The sequence below is a fragment of the Geobacillus proteiniphilus genome (assembly GCF_001908025.1).
In the GTDB taxonomy this organism is placed as follows: Bacteria; Bacillota; Bacilli; order Bacillales; family Anoxybacillaceae; genus Geobacillus; species Geobacillus proteiniphilus.
In genome coordinates this window covers 1-15,226 of record NZ_MQMG01000028.1, presented here as the reverse complement: position 1 = coordinate 15,226, position 15,226 = coordinate 1, and the positions used below count along the sequence as shown (strand labels likewise).

The 15,226-nt window shown below is 50.5% G+C and carries 16 protein-coding genes and 1 pseudogene; 2 read left to right on the top strand and 15 right to left on the bottom strand.

The features are described from left to right. Positions 1 to 263 precede the first annotated feature (263 nt). From BRO54_RS10700 to BRO54_RS10665, 8 genes are all read right to left on the bottom strand, one after another. Positions 264 to 518 (bottom strand): hypothetical protein, encoded by a 255-nt coding sequence (locus tag BRO54_RS10700; RefSeq protein ID WP_013146091.1) that lies wholly within the window; start codon positions 516 to 518, stop codon positions 264 to 266. Positions 519 to 631: 113 nt separating this feature from the next. Next, on the bottom strand, positions 632 to 1,366 hold the full coding sequence (locus BRO54_RS10695) for a DUF6426 family protein (RefSeq protein WP_013146092.1): 735 nt from the start codon (positions 1,364 to 1,366) through the stop codon (positions 632 to 634). A gap of 657 nt (positions 1,367 to 2,023) precedes the next feature. After that, entirely contained in the window at positions 2,024 to 2,752 is a 729-nt protein-coding gene (locus BRO54_RS10690) for a YwiC-like family protein (protein WP_044743380.1), read from the bottom strand. A 5-nt stretch (positions 2,753 to 2,757) separates the two neighbouring features. Continuing rightward, positions 2,758 to 2,988: a molybdopterin converting factor subunit 1 gene (gene moaD, locus BRO54_RS10685; RefSeq protein ID WP_023633820.1), complete on the bottom strand. Its 231-nt coding sequence runs from the start codon at positions 2,986 to 2,988 to the stop codon at positions 2,758 to 2,760. After that, positions 2,985 to 3,452 (bottom strand): molybdenum cofactor biosynthesis protein MoaE, encoded by a 468-nt coding sequence (locus BRO54_RS10680; RefSeq protein WP_033027975.1) that lies wholly within the window; start codon positions 3,450 to 3,452, stop codon positions 2,985 to 2,987. The genes moaD and BRO54_RS10680 overlap by 4 nt, the downstream gene beginning before the upstream one ends. Next, positions 3,449 to 3,949: a molybdopterin-guanine dinucleotide biosynthesis protein B gene (gene mobB, locus BRO54_RS10675; RefSeq protein ID WP_033027974.1), complete on the bottom strand. Its 501-nt coding sequence runs from the start codon at positions 3,947 to 3,949 to the stop codon at positions 3,449 to 3,451. Before mobB ends, BRO54_RS10680 begins: the two co-directional genes overlap by 4 nt. Next, positions 3,946 to 5,205, bottom strand: coding sequence for a molybdopterin molybdotransferase MoeA (locus BRO54_RS10670; protein WP_074043903.1), 1,260 nt, complete (start codon positions 5,203 to 5,205; stop codon positions 3,946 to 3,948). The genes mobB and BRO54_RS10670 overlap by 4 nt, the downstream gene beginning before the upstream one ends. A gap of 64 nt (positions 5,206 to 5,269) precedes the next feature. Further along, positions 5,270 to 5,437 carry a hypothetical protein gene (locus tag BRO54_RS10665; protein ID WP_239691250.1) on the bottom strand — a complete coding sequence of 56 codons (168 nt, stop codon included), beginning with the start codon at positions 5,435 to 5,437 and terminating at the stop codon, positions 5,270 to 5,272. Positions 5,438 to 5,638: 201 nt separating this feature from the next. Between BRO54_RS10665 and ric the strand changes: the two genes are divergently transcribed. Continuing rightward, on the top strand, positions 5,639 to 6,346 hold the full coding sequence (ric, locus tag BRO54_RS10660; RefSeq protein WP_074043902.1) for an iron-sulfur cluster repair di-iron protein: 708 nt from the start codon (positions 5,639 to 5,641) through the stop codon (positions 6,344 to 6,346). An 86-nt stretch (positions 6,347 to 6,432) separates the two neighbouring features. Here ric and moaA read toward each other — a convergent pair whose 3' ends face one another. Together moaA and modB are read right to left on the bottom strand one after the other, a co-directional pair. Next, positions 6,433 to 7,458, bottom strand: coding sequence for a GTP 3',8-cyclase MoaA (gene moaA, locus BRO54_RS10655; RefSeq protein ID WP_074043916.1), 1,026 nt, complete (start codon positions 7,456 to 7,458; stop codon positions 6,433 to 6,435). 55 nt (positions 7,459 to 7,513) lie between these two features. Then, positions 7,514 to 8,176 carry a molybdate ABC transporter permease subunit gene (gene modB, locus BRO54_RS10650; protein ID WP_011229489.1) on the bottom strand — a complete coding sequence of 221 codons (663 nt, stop codon included), beginning with the start codon at positions 8,174 to 8,176 and terminating at the stop codon, positions 7,514 to 7,516. A 223-nt stretch (positions 8,177 to 8,399) separates the two neighbouring features. On the opposite strand from modB, the gene BRO54_RS10645 reads away from it, so the two are divergent. Then, positions 8,400 to 9,110 carry a Crp/Fnr family transcriptional regulator gene (locus BRO54_RS10645; protein WP_139268060.1) on the top strand — a complete coding sequence of 237 codons (711 nt, stop codon included), beginning with the start codon at positions 8,400 to 8,402 and terminating at the stop codon, positions 9,108 to 9,110. 37 nt (positions 9,111 to 9,147) lie between these two features. Here the strand turns inward: BRO54_RS10645 and BRO54_RS10640 are convergent, their stop codons facing one another. The 5 genes and pseudogenes from BRO54_RS10640 to BRO54_RS10625 form a co-directional block, all read right to left on the bottom strand. Further along, complete coding sequence (locus BRO54_RS10640) at positions 9,148 to 11,391, bottom strand: YcdB/YcdC domain-containing protein (RefSeq protein WP_074043900.1); 2,244 nt, start codon at positions 11,389 to 11,391, stop codon at positions 9,148 to 9,150. Between the two features lie 176 nt (positions 11,392 to 11,567). Beyond that, positions 11,568 to 11,741, bottom strand: a pseudogene (locus tag BRO54_RS19485) (MFS transporter); the annotation flags it as partial. 173 nt (positions 11,742 to 11,914) lie between these two features. After that, positions 11,915 to 12,994: an ABC transporter permease gene (locus BRO54_RS10635; RefSeq protein ID WP_074043899.1), complete on the bottom strand. Its 1,080-nt coding sequence runs from the start codon at positions 12,992 to 12,994 to the stop codon at positions 11,915 to 11,917. Further along, complete coding sequence (locus BRO54_RS10630; protein WP_074043898.1) at positions 12,981 to 13,937, bottom strand: ABC transporter ATP-binding protein; 957 nt, start codon at positions 13,935 to 13,937, stop codon at positions 12,981 to 12,983. The genes BRO54_RS10635 and BRO54_RS10630 overlap by 14 nt, the downstream gene beginning before the upstream one ends. A gap of 2 nt (positions 13,938 to 13,939) precedes the next feature. Next, positions 13,940 to 15,106, bottom strand: a complete 1,167-nt coding sequence (locus tag BRO54_RS10625; RefSeq protein ID WP_074043897.1) for a COG1470 family protein — start codon at positions 15,104 to 15,106, stop codon at positions 13,940 to 13,942. Between the last annotated feature and the right edge of the window lie 120 nt (positions 15,107 to 15,226).

The following is a 15,226-nucleotide window of genomic DNA, read 5'->3' as shown; positions in this document are numbered from 1 at the left end:
ATGGAAAAACAGGCCACCACGAAAAACCCGGTAAAACCAAGGGTTTCAGAGGTGGTCTCTTTCACATACTTCGGTTAAATTTCACCAAAAAGGGGGCTTTTGAGTCAGCCCCTTTTTGCTCTTTTCGGAGCAATCATTCACACCGCACCTTACTTCACTATATCGCGATCCATCCAACTCAGACGGCCATCGTCTCCATTAAAAAAGATAACAAAAAATGCGCAAATACACACCTCTCGCTGCCCTGTAGGCAAATACGATGTTTACTGATGATGATCGTTAAGAAAAGAAAACAAGCCCACAAACAAAAAAATCCCCCCTAGCGTTTTATAAGTGCTTATATATTCTTTTAACATTTGCAAATATTCTTGAGAATCCACAGATCCCCCCATGGATCGAACCCAGGATGAAGCAAAACGACTCCCTAATTCAGGACTATTTAACATCAACCACAATCCGATGAGAGAAAGAACGAGTGAAACAAACTTCATTTTGTTTGGACTTTTTAAAATATTCATTTTGCATCCCCCTTTTTAACTATCCGTTATGCTTAAACGAAACACAAAAAACAGAAGCAAGTTCCATCAGGAAACTTGCTTCAATATTTCTATAAATAACGGAACACAGAACATTACTCATAGTAATAAAAACATACCCCTACAGGCTTAGCAGCATATCCATACCCTACTTTAGAATCCCATCCAATAAGTGGGTCGTACCAAACTTCAAAGTTATAAACTTTGTAATACGGTCTAGCTATTATGGTATAGGTTTTTCCTGCTGGAACTTGAATTTGATAAGTGTCTGTAACTTCATAAGATTTTGTTACGTTAAATCCCAACGCTGCCGAAACTGTTTCAGCGCTTATATTTGTGTTCGATGACCATGTGGCAGAAACCCCTTGTTTTATAGACATGGTAGCTGTTGATGGTCCTTTAAAAGTAGATTGTCTTATTATTTCTGTTCCACATGCTTCACTAGTAGTAATGTTTTTTAGATAATAACCCGTTCCTAATTGTGGAGTCACCACAGGACGATCCCCTGGAAGGGATGACTCTTGTGCTTGAGTGTATGCGATTGAAACCCCAACTAGTTTTTTCCCTTTTGGTCCAGGAACAGAAGTTTCTAATCTTTTAAGAAATTCTAGGTCTGTTATTTCAACCACCTTGTTCCCGCTTTGAGATACGACCACACTCGATTCTTTCGCTCTATCTAAAAACCCATTTACTGTCACATTCGTCTTGCTACTGAGTGAACATCCTGCATTTGAAGTCCCTTCTTCGGCAGAAGCGATGATACTGCCACCCAGCAACAGACCGAAAACTAACGAAAAAGAAAGGATTGATTTGAGAAGATCTTTTATCATTATAACCTCTCTCCAATTACAAAAATTATGTCCTCCAAAAGCAGCCAAGCAACGCGATCTGCCCACTATCTCTAAGCGCGAAACATTTTGACGGCAACTATTCGCACCCCCTTTTTTTAACCTTTATTTTACAATTAGATTATATTTCGCCTTTACTAAAATTGTCAATAAAAATTTGAATTGTTTGTTTTTTTTGTCACATAAAGTAAGATTTTTAAGCTTTATCGAGTTGTTTTTTGGCTCATCACCAAATTTTGTGATTTAGTGACAAAAAAGAGAAAGCACTGACGAGATCCTGGCCATAATGTTAGCGGTGAAATCAACATTAAGGAAGTCTCGTAAGGGCTTTCGATACCACTAGGATTGCTAGAATTGAAAACGATTGATTTCCCACTCATGTTGAGTGACTTCCATGCGAACCACTGGGAAGTCGAACACTTGGCGAATGTCTACTTGAAGTGGATCGACATGTTCTAATTTTTATTTATTTGAGAGCGAGCATAGAAGAAGAGGTAGGCTTTTGAAACGACCCTTTGCAAAACCGTTACAAGGAATTCATGCCCATTTCACATCATGCTTGTGCAATGAAAAAGCAATACCGCCTAACCAAAAGAAAAAACCCCAAACGGTCATGGATGCCTCCCGTTTGGGGTTCGCTCAAGAGTAGAGCACGATCATCGCGATGAAAAAGTACGCCGCGTTGGCGATTTCCAAGATGCCCAGTTTCATGATCGGCAGCGACTTGCCGTATAAATAGACGGCGCGGATGACGCTCGGGGCATAGGCCAAAACGGCGAACGGCTCGCCGATGGCGATGAGGCCGACGATCAACAAGGCGTGGTAGCCCCATGACAGCCATTTGTACCGCTCGTTTTTCTTTTCGCGAATCATCGTTTTGACGTAAAACGTGCTGCCGATGAAAAAGAGGAAGGAAAACGCGGCCAATTCGAACGCCTCCACCGTCAATTCCCCGCGCCCGACATAAAAGGCGCCCAAGCCGCCGATGCAAAACGCCGCGATGGCGGCTGCATCATTCCAAAAGGCGCGCTCATTCTTTTTCTTGCTGTAGTAGGTGTTTACTAGGAAAAACGGGATCATCGCCAATCCGAAGAGAACAAGGGTCGGCCGCTGCCAAAGGGAAACGGCCAGGGCCGGCGCGGCGATGGCGCCATAGCGGGCGGCAGCGGGCACGTACGGCTCTTTCCGCTTCGTTTTCACCGCCATCAAGAGCGGATACGTCGCCAAATAGAGCGCAAGCCAGGCGACAAAGAGCGGCGCGTGAATCCACGAAAGCCCACCGGCGTACGCCCCGAGCCAAAACGGGATGATGAGCATCGCCCAGGCGCCGTGTTGTTTTGGCATCACCCATTTGCTTTTGTTCGCCATCCGTCTCATCCTCCGCTTACCGGTGGAATAAAGGCGACCGTGTCGCCGGCGTGAAGCGGCGCTTCGTCGCGGACATACTCCTCGTTGACCGCTGTCATGACGCGCCCGAGCGAGATGCCGTAGCGCTCTTCCACTTCGTCTTTCAGTTTTTTCACCGTTTCCGGAACATTCGGCCACATCACTTCCCGCTCGCCGATTTGCTCGCCCAAATGGGCGAAAAACAATAGACGGATCATTCCTCTTTCACCTCCGGTTTTCCGGACGGATACGCCGTTGTTTCCAACTGGTCGCCCACCCAGGCGCTTCCGTCCTCCCATTGCTCTTTTTTCCAAATCGGCACGATTTGCTTGATCCGCTCAATGGCATAGCGGTTCGCCTCATACGCTTCGGCGCGGTGCGGCGAGGAAACAGCGATGACGACGGCGATGTCGCCGATCTTAAGCCGCCCGATCCGGTGGGTGATGGCGGTTTTCGCCCCTGGCCATTTCTCCGCAATTTCCGCCCCGATTTGCGCGAGCATTTTCTCGGCCATCGACACGTACGCCTCATATTGCAAAAAGAGCGTCCGCTTGCCGTTTGTCCATTCGCGCACCGTGCCGGCAAAGACAGCGACCGCCCCCGCTTCCGGACGCATCACTTTTTTCATCACATCCTCGACCGAAATCGGCCGGTCGGTAATGGCAAACAACGGTTCTGTCATGTTCGTGTTCTCACCTCGTTCATGAGCCATGGAATATATTCGTCATCATCGGCCAGCGAAAACACAGGGTGCGCTAGCGGCCCTTCGAGCGGCTCCCAGGCGATGACGGCGCGGATATTGGCGAGGTGCTGAAGCGATGCCCAATCTTCCCAAGTGCGGACGAGCACGACCTTCGGGTGCCGCTCTTGTTTGTAGCCTTCGACCAACACGAGATCGAGCCGAAGCGGCGCATAGAGCGCCAACACATCATCCAACCGCCACAACGGGCGGCGGAGATGAAGCTGCAAAAGCCCGTCCCCTTCCACCGCCGTTGCCACCGCCCCGGCCCGCTCATGGCGGACGGAATCGACGCCTTCCGGCCGCGCGGGCTCGCCGCCATGGCCGTGGTGCTTCACCGTCCCGACGCGCCATCCTTCCCGGACAGCGGCCGCCACCCATTTTTCCACCAACGTCGTTTTGCCGCTATGTTTATAACCGACGACTTGCCAGACGTTCATTCGCTTGACCCCTCATCGTCATCCAAAAGCCACACTTCCACCTCATCGCCAACCGCAAACCCTCTCGTTCCGCCCGGCAGCACCATCAAGGCGTTCGCAAAGGCAAGCGAGGTGACGATGTTCGACTTGTCCATGCCGACCGGCTTCACGACAAGCCGACCGTCAACCGCCTCGACCCGGCTGCGCACGAAGCGGGTGAACGGGTTCGGCTTCGGAAAATCGGCGCCAAGGGTGGCTTTCGCTTTTTTCAAATACGGCTTGGCCGAAAACAGCCGCGTGCGCACGACCGGGCGGACGAACAGCTCATACCCGACGTAGCACGCCGACGGGTTTCCGGATAGACCGAACAGCAGCTTGCCATCAATCTCGGCGACGGTCGTCACGCTCCCCGGGCGCATGGCGATTTTGTTAAACAACACGTTCGCTCCGAGCCGCTTGTAAATGGCGGGCAAATAATCGAAATCCCCGACCGAGACGCCGCCGGTCGTAATGAGCATGTCCACTTGATCGAGCGCCTGGCGCACAGCGTGAAAACACGCATCGAGGTCGTCGGCGAGCTGGCCGAAATAAATCGGCTCGGCGCCGCTTTTGAACACCTGCGCCTCGATCATGTAGGCGTTGCTGTTGCGGATTTTTCCCGGCACAAGCGGTTCAGAGACGTCAAGCAGTTCGCTTCCGGTCGCAAAAATGCCAATCCGCGGCTTTTTCGCCACCTTCACTTCGGCGTAGCCGAACGTCGCGAGCAGCGCCGCCACCCCGGGATTGATGCGCGTTCCTTTTTCGACAAGCGGCTGCCCTTTTTTCGCATCTTCCCCTTGAAACGAAATGTTGTCGCCGGGGCGGAACGGGCGTTTAATGGCCATATACGTTTTTCCATCCCGCTCGTACTGTTTGGCGAGCTCCAACATGACGACCGCATCGCATCCTTGGGGAATTTGCGCCCCGGTCATCAGGTGCACCGCTTGAAACGGGCCGACGGGCTGCTTCGCCACTTGCCCGGCGCCGATCGTTTCAATGACTTCAAACTCGACCGGATGGTCAAGTCCCGCTCCTTCCGAGTCGGCGGCGCGAATGGCAAATCCGTCATACGGCGAGCGGTCAAACGGCGGCACGTCATGGTCGGCGCGCAAATCTTCCGCCAAATAGCGGCCGTACGACTGCCTTAGCGGCACGATCTCCTCTTCCCCTCTTCCAGCGTAACGCATCACCCGATTGATCGCTTCCGCTACAGGAATGGGGGTTCGTCTTTCGACCATGTCTCTCTCCCCTTTCGATCATACGGCTGGCGGCAACCATATCGTTCTTTCAACGTTGTTGCCATTATTGCAGCCGTTTTATGCCGTCCGCCAACTTTTCCTCCACAACACGAGCATCGGCAATATGCCGCAAAATCATCTCCCGCGTTTCGCCAAACAAAGCGGCGGACTGTTCGAGCTGTTGCATCACTTCATCCGCATAGCGGCATTGTTCTTGAATATAGTTTAGCACGTCTTGAGCCCGATTTTCGACTCGATCGATCAGCTGATTTCGTCTGTTTTATTTTACCGGAAAGAAGAAGAGCACCGTTGTGATGTCAATCACATTCCCTTGTTGTCCGCTTGTTTTTGCTTGTGTGAGATGCATCACAACGTTGACGCGGAAAACAAGGTATGCTGAAGCTGCAATGATTTGACGATGGAGGGATCCAAAATGGAACAGCGGTTTACTGAGCAATCGCTGATTGGCGATATTGTCACAAAACTCCCGAAAGCAGCGGATTTGTTGAAATCGCATCGCATTGATTTTTGCTGCGGCGGACAGCGCCCGTTAAAAGAAGCCATCGAAGAACGCGGGCTGGATGGGGAAGCGCTCCTTCGCGAGCTGAACACCCTTTACGCGGAGGCGCAAAACAAGCCGGCCGGAAATTGGAGTGAAGCGCCGCTAGCCGACTTGGTCGATCATATCATCAACACGCACCACCGCTATTTGAACGAGGAACTGCCGCAGCTCAGCCCGTATGTCACGAAAGTATTGCGCGTGCACGGCATGCACCATCCGCATCTTTCCCGGGTGCATAAACTGTTTCATGAGTTAAAAACAGAACTCGAGCAGCATCTCATTAAAGAGGAAACGGGAGCGTTCCCGCTCATTTTGCAATTTGCCGACAACCCGTCGCCGGAAAACCGGGAGGCGGTCGAGCGGGCCGTTCGCGAACTGGTCAATGAACATGACGCAGCCGGCGATTTGATTAAAGAAATTCGTGAAATCACAAACGACTTCACCCCGCCGGAAGACGCATGCGGCACGTACCGGCTCGTCTACAGCCGGCTCGCCGCGCTTGAAGACGACTTGTTCACCCACATCCATTTGGAAAACAACATCCTCTTCCCGCGTGTGTTGGCGGCGGTGAAGGAATAAAGGAAGAGAGACGCCGATTCGCATTTCCGAAAACATAAACCAAAAACGGGATCGCTTCTTCTATGGAAAGAGCGCTCCCGTTTTTTTCATCCCCCAATATACGACATCTCAATTTTCCGCTGTTGTTTTGCCGTTTCTGCCGTCCGTTCTTCGGAATAGCGGTCCGTCCGTCGGTCCCAGACCGTTGTGATCAAGGCCTTGATCTCCTCTTTCCCCGCTCCGGCGCGCAGTTTGTCTTTCAACGACACACCCTCAGAAGCAAACAGGCACGTATACAGCTTGCCATCGGCGGAAATGCGCGCCCTCGTGCAGCTCCGGCAAAACGTTTCCGTCACCGAGGCGATAAAGCCGACTTCGACGTTCGTGCCCGCGTACCGGTAGCGGCTCGCCACCTCGCCGAAATACTCTTTCTCGACCGGCTCGAGCGGATGCATCGCGTTGATTTGTTCATAGATCTCTTTTTTCGTCACGACATGGGAGTAATCCCAGCCGTTCGTGGTGCCAACATCCATAAATTCAATAAAGCGGAGCGGAATGCCCAAGTCTTTAAAGTAGGCGGCCATCGGCACGATTTGTGAGTCGTTCCATCCTTTTTTGACGACCATGTTCACTTTCACGCCGAGCCCCGCCGCCAGGGCGGCTTCAATGCCTTTCAACACCGGAGCGGCGCCGACGCCAATGCCGTTCATTTTGCGGAAAATGTCATCGTCCAACGCATCGAGGCTGACGTTGACGCGTTTCAACCCGGCTGCTTTCAACCGTTTCGCCCATTTCACTAAATGGACGCCGTTGGTCGTCAATCCAATATCGCGCAGGCCAGGGATCGCGGACAGCCGCTCAATGAGCGCATCGAGGTCGCGCCGAAGCAACGGCTCGCCGCCGGTCAGGCGGATTTTTTCGACCCCAAGTTCGACAAAACATTCCGCTAAAAGCGCCATTTCCTCAACCGTCAGCAACTGCCCTTCATCCAAAAAGCGAAAATTCGGCCCGAACACTTCCGCAGGCATGCAATAGACGCAGCGAAAATTGCATTGGTCGGTGACCGACAACCGCAAATCGCGAAGCGGGCGGGCGAGGCGGTCGGTGATCTTCACCCGGTCGCGCTCTTCCATGGCGCTCCCTCCTTTCCCTTTCATGGGCCGCGTGATGTTCAAACGGCCTGCTCCTCTATCGTTGCAAACGACCTAGTTTCGCCGCACAGGACAACAAACTAAATGACAATCCAATGGTGACCGCCACCCATGCCCACGCCAACTCCATCCGCCCCGACTCCATCGCCATATAGACAGCGGTGGGGATCGTTTGCGTTTTTCCCGGAATATTCCCGGCAAACATCAACGTCGCGCCAAACTCCCCCAGGCTGCGGGCAAACGACAGCACCGCCCCGGACAACAAGGCGTTTCTGGCCAGCGGCAGTGAAATATGCCAAAACACTTGGCGCTCATTCGCCCCGTCGATGCGCGCCGCTCCTTCAATGGTTGGATCAACGGCTTCCAGACCCGCTTTGGCCGCCTGGTACATGAGCGGAAACGACACAACAACCGCCGCCATCACCGCCGCGCCGGGTGTAAACAGCACCGTTGTGTGAAACCACGTTTCCATCAACTGTCCGATCGGGCTATGCCGCCCAAACAGCACAACAAGCAAAAAACCGACAACCGACGGCGGCAGCACCAACGGCAGCATAAACACCGTCTCAACGATCGTCTTCCCACGAAACCGGCGGCGCTCCATCCATCTTGCTGCTGTGGTCCCTAAGACTACAACAATCAGGCCGGCGAGAAGCGACACTTTTATCGATAACCATACCGGTGACCAAAACTCCGTCATGGATCAACCCTTCTCTGTCTCATCTCCACCTTATCATACGGAAATGAGCGGTCCAACGCTGTGACCGTGCTCACATTGATTGTATCATACGATCGGGAAAATCAGGTTTAGAAAAAATTGTGACGATGTGCACAAAAAAGTGGCAAACGGTAATTTTTTTCACTCTGTCCCCAATATGATATTTTTTACAATAAACATAGCTGAAGAAATGGAGGTGCCCATGATGAACGGCGAAAGCCGCAAAGCGGTGAACCGCGATTTTTCCCACCTGCGTTCGTTGCTGCAATCGTCGAAAAAAGTGATTCTGTTGCGCAAGCACTCCTTTTTGTTCCAAGAAGGGATGCCGGCCAATGAGTTGTACTTGATTCTTTCCGGCAAAGTGCAAGTGAGCAAAATTTGCCCGGACGGAAAAGAAATGTGCTTCCGCATTTGCGGAAGCAGAGAAATCGTCGGCGAGCTGACGCTGTTTACGAACGATGCACGCTACTTGCTGACCGCCAAAGTGGTGGAACCGGGCGAAGCGGCAGTCGTAAACAAAGAGGAACTGGAACAGCAGCTGCTTATCAATCCGACCCTTACTCTTGAATATATGCGCTGGATGAGCAAGCATGCCCGGCGGACGCAGACGAAGTTTCGGGATCTCATCATGAACGGCAAAAAAGGAGCGCTTTATTCAACGCTCATTCGCCTATGCAACAGCTATGGCTTCCCGCTTGAGGACGGAAGCATTTTCATCGATGTCGCATTGAAAAACCAAGATTTAGCTAACTTTTGCGGCACAACGCGCGAAAGCGTCAATCGGATGCTCAATGCATTAAAACAACAAGGGATCATCTCGACAAAACGGGGGAAAATTACGGTTCATGATTTAAACTATTTGAAAACGGAAATTCAATGCGAAGACTGTCCGGCGGATATTTGTTGCATTGAATGAGTGCAACAGCGATGCGGAAAAACCGCATCGCTATTGGCTAATTCGCAAGGTCGGAATACTTATTCATAAATCGATAAATAATCACCGCTAAATCAGCCCGTGTTAACGGAGAAGAGGGCTGAAATTCATTTGACTTCGTTCCTGGCATAATTTTCAATTTACTAATCAATCCAACATGGCCTTTATGTTGAATCTTATCCGCATCTTTAAACGAAAGCGGGAACAAATCGTTCTGTGAAGCAAGTTTATCATACCCTAGAGCACGGACAAGAGTCACAGCGACAAATTCTCGCGTGACCTGACTTGTCGGGTGAAAATATTCTTCATCTATTTTAATGATTCTTCGGTCAACCGCTCTTTGTAAATACGGGTAGTAGGCTGCCTCTTTTTTTACATCTTTGAATGGCGCCGACGCATTTTCGTTATACCATATTCCGTAATCGCCGATCGCTCTCATGACAATCTCAACAAACTCGCCTTTCGTCACGATCCGATCTGGATATACTTTCCCATTTTCTACATCGTATATGTTGTAATCAATCATGGCCTGCAACGCCTGCTCTTGTTTGTGTCCTTTTATATCTGTTGCTACATTTTGATCATCGACTACCCTTCCAGTGGATAGATCTTTCCATTTCCCATCAACAGCATCTAAATATTTTTCCTCCCAAGACGGGGTTGGTTGATAAACGAGAACAGCTGTCTGATTATTTTTTTCATTCATCGTTAAGGTCGTAAAATAGCTTAAGGCAAGCTTTTTGTCCTCGATATACATTTCTTTCGCTTGTTCTAACGGAATGATCTTGTTTGGCAATGGAAATGATCCGTTGCTCCATTCGGTAAAAAAGCGAATGATTTCCCCCGTTTCTGCCGAAACCGCCACGCTGATCCCTTGCCCTTGTACGGGAATCCCGTTTTCTTTTCGATAAAAATAGATTTCATAAAAGAGAGGAGGCGTTTTGTTATCATATCGCACTTCCTGCGGCACCGTAGCATATAAACGATCCACTTTATCAGGAGCTGCTCGTTTGACCAAACGTTTCGCGATTTCCAGCGCCTGTTCTTTCGTATAGTTCACTTGCGGGTTTTTGTTTGCTTCCGATTCCTTGTACATTACATTGCGTTCAAATCGAGTCAGTTCTCCTGTTTTTGCGTTGATTTCTGCATACATAACGTTGCTGTCTTCCCTGCTATTTTTAAAACTCAACACCCATGCAGAAGCGTCCCCGCGATCTTCATAATTCACGGAATCAAGTTCAATCGAATCCGGCAGCTCCATTGTTCGTTTCACGGTTTCTACTGCTTCTTTTTGCGTTAATTCTTGGCTTCGAGGCGGCAGCGGAACAGCCGTTTCGGCTAACGGCTTATCGTCCATTGGCGCTGGTTCCTCTACCGGTTTTCCATACATATCAATAAATTTTCCTGTATGAGCGTCGATCACAGCATTTAGGTTGGCTTGATAATAGGCATACGGATTCGTTTTCGGTACGTAAATCAATTTCGGAAACTGCTTTGACGAACCGACGGGTTGGTAGCGCAACTCCAATTCCATTCGGTCTTTTAGCAATTTTCTTGCTTCGTCTAAAGAAATGATGTTTTCCTTCTTTTCAAATGTCACTTCATCATTCCAATTATATTGAAAATTCCGAATCCCTCCATTTCCATCGATTGCGATCATGATATTGTTGTCGTAGTATGGTACATCATTCACCAGCTGATAAAAACGGATCGCATAAAAACGCCGTTCTCCATACGGCAATCGGCTTTGCTGTTTTTTCAATCGTTCATCGATGACAAGTTCTTTCAGTTTATCTGGATACATTTTTTGAATGTATTGCTTTGCCACATCAACTGCTTGCTCATAACTCACTTTCGGCGGAAACGGCATGTTGCCATCTTGGTCATGATAAATATAAATATTTACGACATTTCCCGTTTGGGCGTTTACCGTTATAGAAATCCCGTGATATCCTTTATCCTCTTTATACCATGACATTTGCCATACAGGTTGATTTCCATACCATTGTGTCGAAAAAGTAATTCCTTGAAATTTATAGTCTTTTTCGATATGAATTGTTTTTTTCGCAATTTCAATGGCTTGTTCTTTCGAAATCTTTATCTCTTCCATATCAATTGCTGTTGAGTTGATGCCCGCTTGTTGGTACAGCTTTTGCTGCGGCGGCAAATAGATTCCCTTTTCCGCCGCTTTGGCGGTCATTGGTCCTGTGCTTGCAATAAGCACAGCAGCGACGACGAACTTCGAAAGCCAGTCTTTGTTCATCATAGCCCTCCTTTTTACGATCATTGAAAATTTTGTCATGCAATCCATTTATTTAGACGAACATCACATCACAAAGTTTCTTAAAAATCAAGAAAATTTAAGAGCGCTCGTCGTGTAAGCGAGCGCTCTTTTGATGTGTGATTCACGCCTCTTCTTGTTCGATATAACATTGATCTTTACGACGCGCACCGTTTCGCCGGTTCGCCGGCTTTTTTGCCAAAAACGAGCCGGTTCAGCAAGAAGCAGATAAGGGTAAACAAGCTAAGGAGCAGAAAACCGAGCACGTACGAACCTGTCGCATCTTTGATGATCCCCATGACAATCGGCTGAAAAAAGCCGCCAAGTCCGCCATTTTGTCAAAGCCGCTGTCATTGTTTTGTCACATACAGAAAAAGAAAAAGTCCGTCCCCCAAAAGGAACGGACATGATTCGGCAGAACGTTTTCCACATATGAAACCATAGGAACGCCGTTCGGACGAACACGCGCCCCTCCCGAACCGCTTGTCGAAAACGGCCTGTTCCCTCACCCACTCGCCCGTATCTCCTGCCTCATAAACAACAGATAGGCGATCGCAAAGCAGACGAGGGTGGCGGCAATCAACGCGGTCGCTTGCGGCCAAATGAGCAATAAACTTTGCGAGAACGGCAGTGGGGCCGCAACAGCGCCGGCCGTTTGTTCCACCGTGACGATCCCTAACGTCCGGACGTCCGGCGAAAGCAAAGCGGTCGTTGATTCATTGAACAAGTAGCTCGGCGACAATCTCATGAGGCCAAGCACCAACTCTTGACGGCCGACCGCCTGCTCGACGGACGTAATGGCGTCAGACTGCAAAAACGATTTCGCAAATACTTCCACGATCATCGAGTAGAAAAGATTGAAAAACAGCCAAACGGCCATCGATGACAAAGCGGATGTCGCCGCTTGGCGGAAGACGACGGAAAACAAAATGCCGAGATTCAGCCAAAAGGCGATATACACAAGGCATAACAACAAAAAGCAGACAATGCGGGCAAACTCTTCGAAAGTAGGCGGAATCCCCAAGACCAAAATGCCCAATGCCGTCACAAGCAGGCCGAGCGAAAGAAACAAAACGGCATTCAACAACAACGCAGCGACAAACTTGCCGTTGATCACGTAATCGCGCGGGATCGGCTGGGCCATGAGCCGGCTTAACGTTCCCCGGTTCCGCTCCGAATTGATGGCGTCAAATCCAAGAGAGATGCCGAGCAGCGGCCCGAGAAAGCTGACAAACGTCAGAAACGAAGGCAGTGTTCCGTCCGAGACGGTGAATAATTTTAGAAACAAGTAGGCGCCTTTCGCGATTTCCTTGGCCTCTTCCGAGGAATCCAACGCGTCCCGGATCGTCGTCATCGCCGTATACAGCGACCCGAAGCAAGTGAGCAAGATGAGGGCGATTAAAATGATCATGCGCCAACTCGTCAAATAATCGGCCAGTTCTTTTTTGACAATGGCCGAAAAGGCGCTGTTTGCCCCTCTTGTCCGTTTCTTCTCATCAAGCGCACCCGCCTTCAGCCGTTCGCTCCATCTTTTCACATATGAAAAAACATCGTTTGCCCATCGCCCCTCCTTACTGGCCTTCACGTACATCCCTCCCTTCAAAATAGCGGTGATAAATCTCATCGAGACCGAAATTGCGGCGACTCAGATGAAACAAGGAAGCGCCCGATTGGATGATGGTTTTGCTGATGTCGGCGCTCACATCCGTTTGGCAATACACATCCAATCCATTTTCCGTTTGCACCACTTTGTTGACGCCCGGAATCGCCTCGATTTTGGACCGTAAGGAAGCGTCAAGCGGTGAAGCGACCACATGGATGACATAGGCATCCTGCAAAAACAGCTGTTGCGCCAGACGTTCCATATTCCCTTCGGCCAACAATCGGCCGCCCACGAACAAACCGACCCGGTCGCAAATTTGCTGCACATGGTGCAATTGGTGCGAGGACAGCAGGACAGTGATGCCTTCATGGCGGCTCAAATCGCGGATCAGCCGAAGCAGCTCGCGCACTCCCTCAGGGTCGATGCCCAACGTCGGCTCATCCAAAATGATCACTTCCGGGCGCTTCATCAACACATCGGCCAAGCCGAGCCGCTGCCTCATTCCCCGCGAGTATTTCCCCGCTTTTTTATGGGCCGCATCGGTCAAATTCACCTTCTCGAGCAGCTCCCACGCTCGCTTTTCCGCCTCGGCGCGAGGAATGCCGTTTAACGCTGCCGTATACAGCAAGTTCTCCAAGCCTGTCATGTGATGGTAAAAGCCGACATCATCCGGCAAGTACCCGACTTTCCGTTTGACGTCAATGGGATTTCGCACTGGATCGATCCCGCATACCCTAACCATACCGGACGTCGGCTCGGTGAGCCCGAGCATCATCAAAATCGTCGTCGTCTTTCCGGCCCCGTTCGGGCCAAGAAGCCCAAAAATTTCCCCTTTTTGAATGGAAAGCGACAAATGGTCAACCGCCCAATGGTCGCCATACGTTTTGCACAAGTTGTCAAGCTCGATGACGGCAGGTGCTGCCATGCTTACCTCCTCCCGTATGTTTTGATCAAATAGTACAGCCCTCCGGCCACCCCGAGAATGATCAACACCGCCACCACGCCCCAAACGGTCGACGTTTTGACCGAGACGCGAAACGCCGCCTCCGCCGACGTTTCCGCCGTTTGCGCCTGGAAGTTGACGACATAATCCCCAGCGATCGCTTCATCCGACGCTTTCACTTTCGCCTTGACTGTTTTGGAATCGCCCGGGTTCAGCTGGGCGATCGTGCTTTGATCGAATTCCACTTCCCAATCAGGCGGAGCGTCAGCCGTCATATTGATGTTCAAAAGCGGAGCGCTTCCGGTGTTTTTGACGACAAGATCGATCACCCGTTCATGCCCCGCCGTCACATCGGTGCTTAAGTTTCCTGACGGCGTCGTCAGTTTGAGCGCATACGTGCCCGTAATGACCGCTTCTAACGTCAGCTCAGCCGACGTATCGCTCGTTTGCGCTTTGATCGGGATTTTGTACGTGCCCGCTTTCACATTTTCCGGCGGTTTGACCTCTACGGTAATGTCTCTTGATTCATTCGGCTCGAGTTTCACCGACGTAACGGAATTGCCTTCCGATTTGAACGTGACTTGCCACCCTTTTTCCGCCGCCGAACTTAACGCGTAATTTTGCGTCTTGGCGGTTCGGTTTTTCAGCGTGACATCATACGTGAAGCTCGAATCCGCGTGCCCCTCGAGGTTCGTTTGTTCCGACGTCAGTTCCGTTTTAAACGATCCTTGTTCCGTCACGCGGACAAGCAGCGGCAATTTCGATGAACCACTCTCCCCTTTCGCGACGAGCCAAAAGCGGTAATCCCCTTTGTCGACATCCAGCGGCACGGTCACTTCCAACGTGACCTCTTCTTCTTTTCCGCCTCGGACGGACAGCTGCTCAATCGTTCTCCCCTCAGCGGTAATCGAAGTCGACCATCCTTTCGGCAGGTGGTCAAACGAGAAGGTGACGTTTTCAATGTTGGAACCGTTGTTGATGACATTGACCGTATAGTCGATTGTTTCCCCCGGCGTCACGGAAAGCCCGGTGTATGGCGTGAAGAGAACAACATCGCTTGCCGCCGATGCCGGGCGGATCGGAAGAAGAAGCGAAAAGAGTGTCAAGATCATGGCGAACATCATGATGACCCTGCTTCGCACGACGTTCACTCCCTCCTTCTGTTTTCACTTCGTATACGCCAGAAATGGATCAATGGATTTGTTTTGCAGGAGAAAAATGAAATTGTAGAATAGATGCAGTAGGGGCAACAATTCCATCAAGCATGTGGG

What these genes read in the sequence shown, in the direction of transcription:
- BRO54_RS10630 (WP_074043898.1), bottom strand. Translation starts at nt 13,937, where the DNA reads ATGGCAGCACCTGCCGTCATCGAGCTTGACAACTTGTGCAAAACGTAT.
- moaD (WP_023633820.1), bottom strand. Translation starts at nt 2,988, where the DNA reads ATGATCCGTCTATTGTTTTTCGCCCATTTGGGCGAGCAAATCGGCGAG.
- mobB (WP_033027974.1), bottom strand. Translation starts at nt 3,949, where the DNA reads ATGAACGTCTGGCAAGTCGTCGGTTATAAACATAGCGGCAAAACGACG.
- BRO54_RS10670 (WP_074043903.1), bottom strand. Translation starts at nt 5,205, where the DNA reads ATGGTCGAAAGACGAACCCCCATTCCTGTAGCGGAAGCGATCAATCGG.
- modB (WP_011229489.1), bottom strand. Translation starts at nt 8,176, where the DNA reads ATGACGGAGTTTTGGTCACCGGTATGGTTATCGATAAAAGTGTCGCTT.
- BRO54_RS10690 (WP_044743380.1), bottom strand. Translation starts at nt 2,752, where the DNA reads ATGGCGAACAAAAGCAAATGGGTGATGCCAAAACAACACGGCGCCTGG.
- BRO54_RS10640 (WP_074043900.1), bottom strand. Translation starts at nt 11,391, where the DNA reads ATGAACAAAGACTGGCTTTCGAAGTTCGTCGTCGCTGCTGTGCTTATT.
- BRO54_RS10700 (WP_013146091.1), bottom strand. Translation starts at nt 518, where the DNA reads ATGAATATTTTAAAAAGTCCAAACAAAATGAAGTTTGTTTCACTCGTT.
- moaA (WP_074043916.1), bottom strand. Translation starts at nt 7,458, where the DNA reads ATGGAAGAGCGCGACCGGGTGAAGATCACCGACCGCCTCGCCCGCCCG.
- BRO54_RS10680 (WP_033027975.1), bottom strand. Translation starts at nt 3,452, where the DNA reads ATGACAGAACCGTTGTTTGCCATTACCGACCGGCCGATTTCGGTCGAG.
- ric (WP_074043902.1), top strand. Translation starts at nt 5,639, where the DNA reads ATGGAACAGCGGTTTACTGAGCAATCGCTGATTGGCGATATTGTCACA.
- BRO54_RS10695 (WP_013146092.1), bottom strand. Translation starts at nt 1,366, where the DNA reads ATGATAAAAGATCTTCTCAAATCAATCCTTTCTTTTTCGTTAGTTTTC.
- BRO54_RS10645 (WP_139268060.1), top strand. Translation starts at nt 8,400, where the DNA reads ATGAACGGCGAAAGCCGCAAAGCGGTGAACCGCGATTTTTCCCACCTG.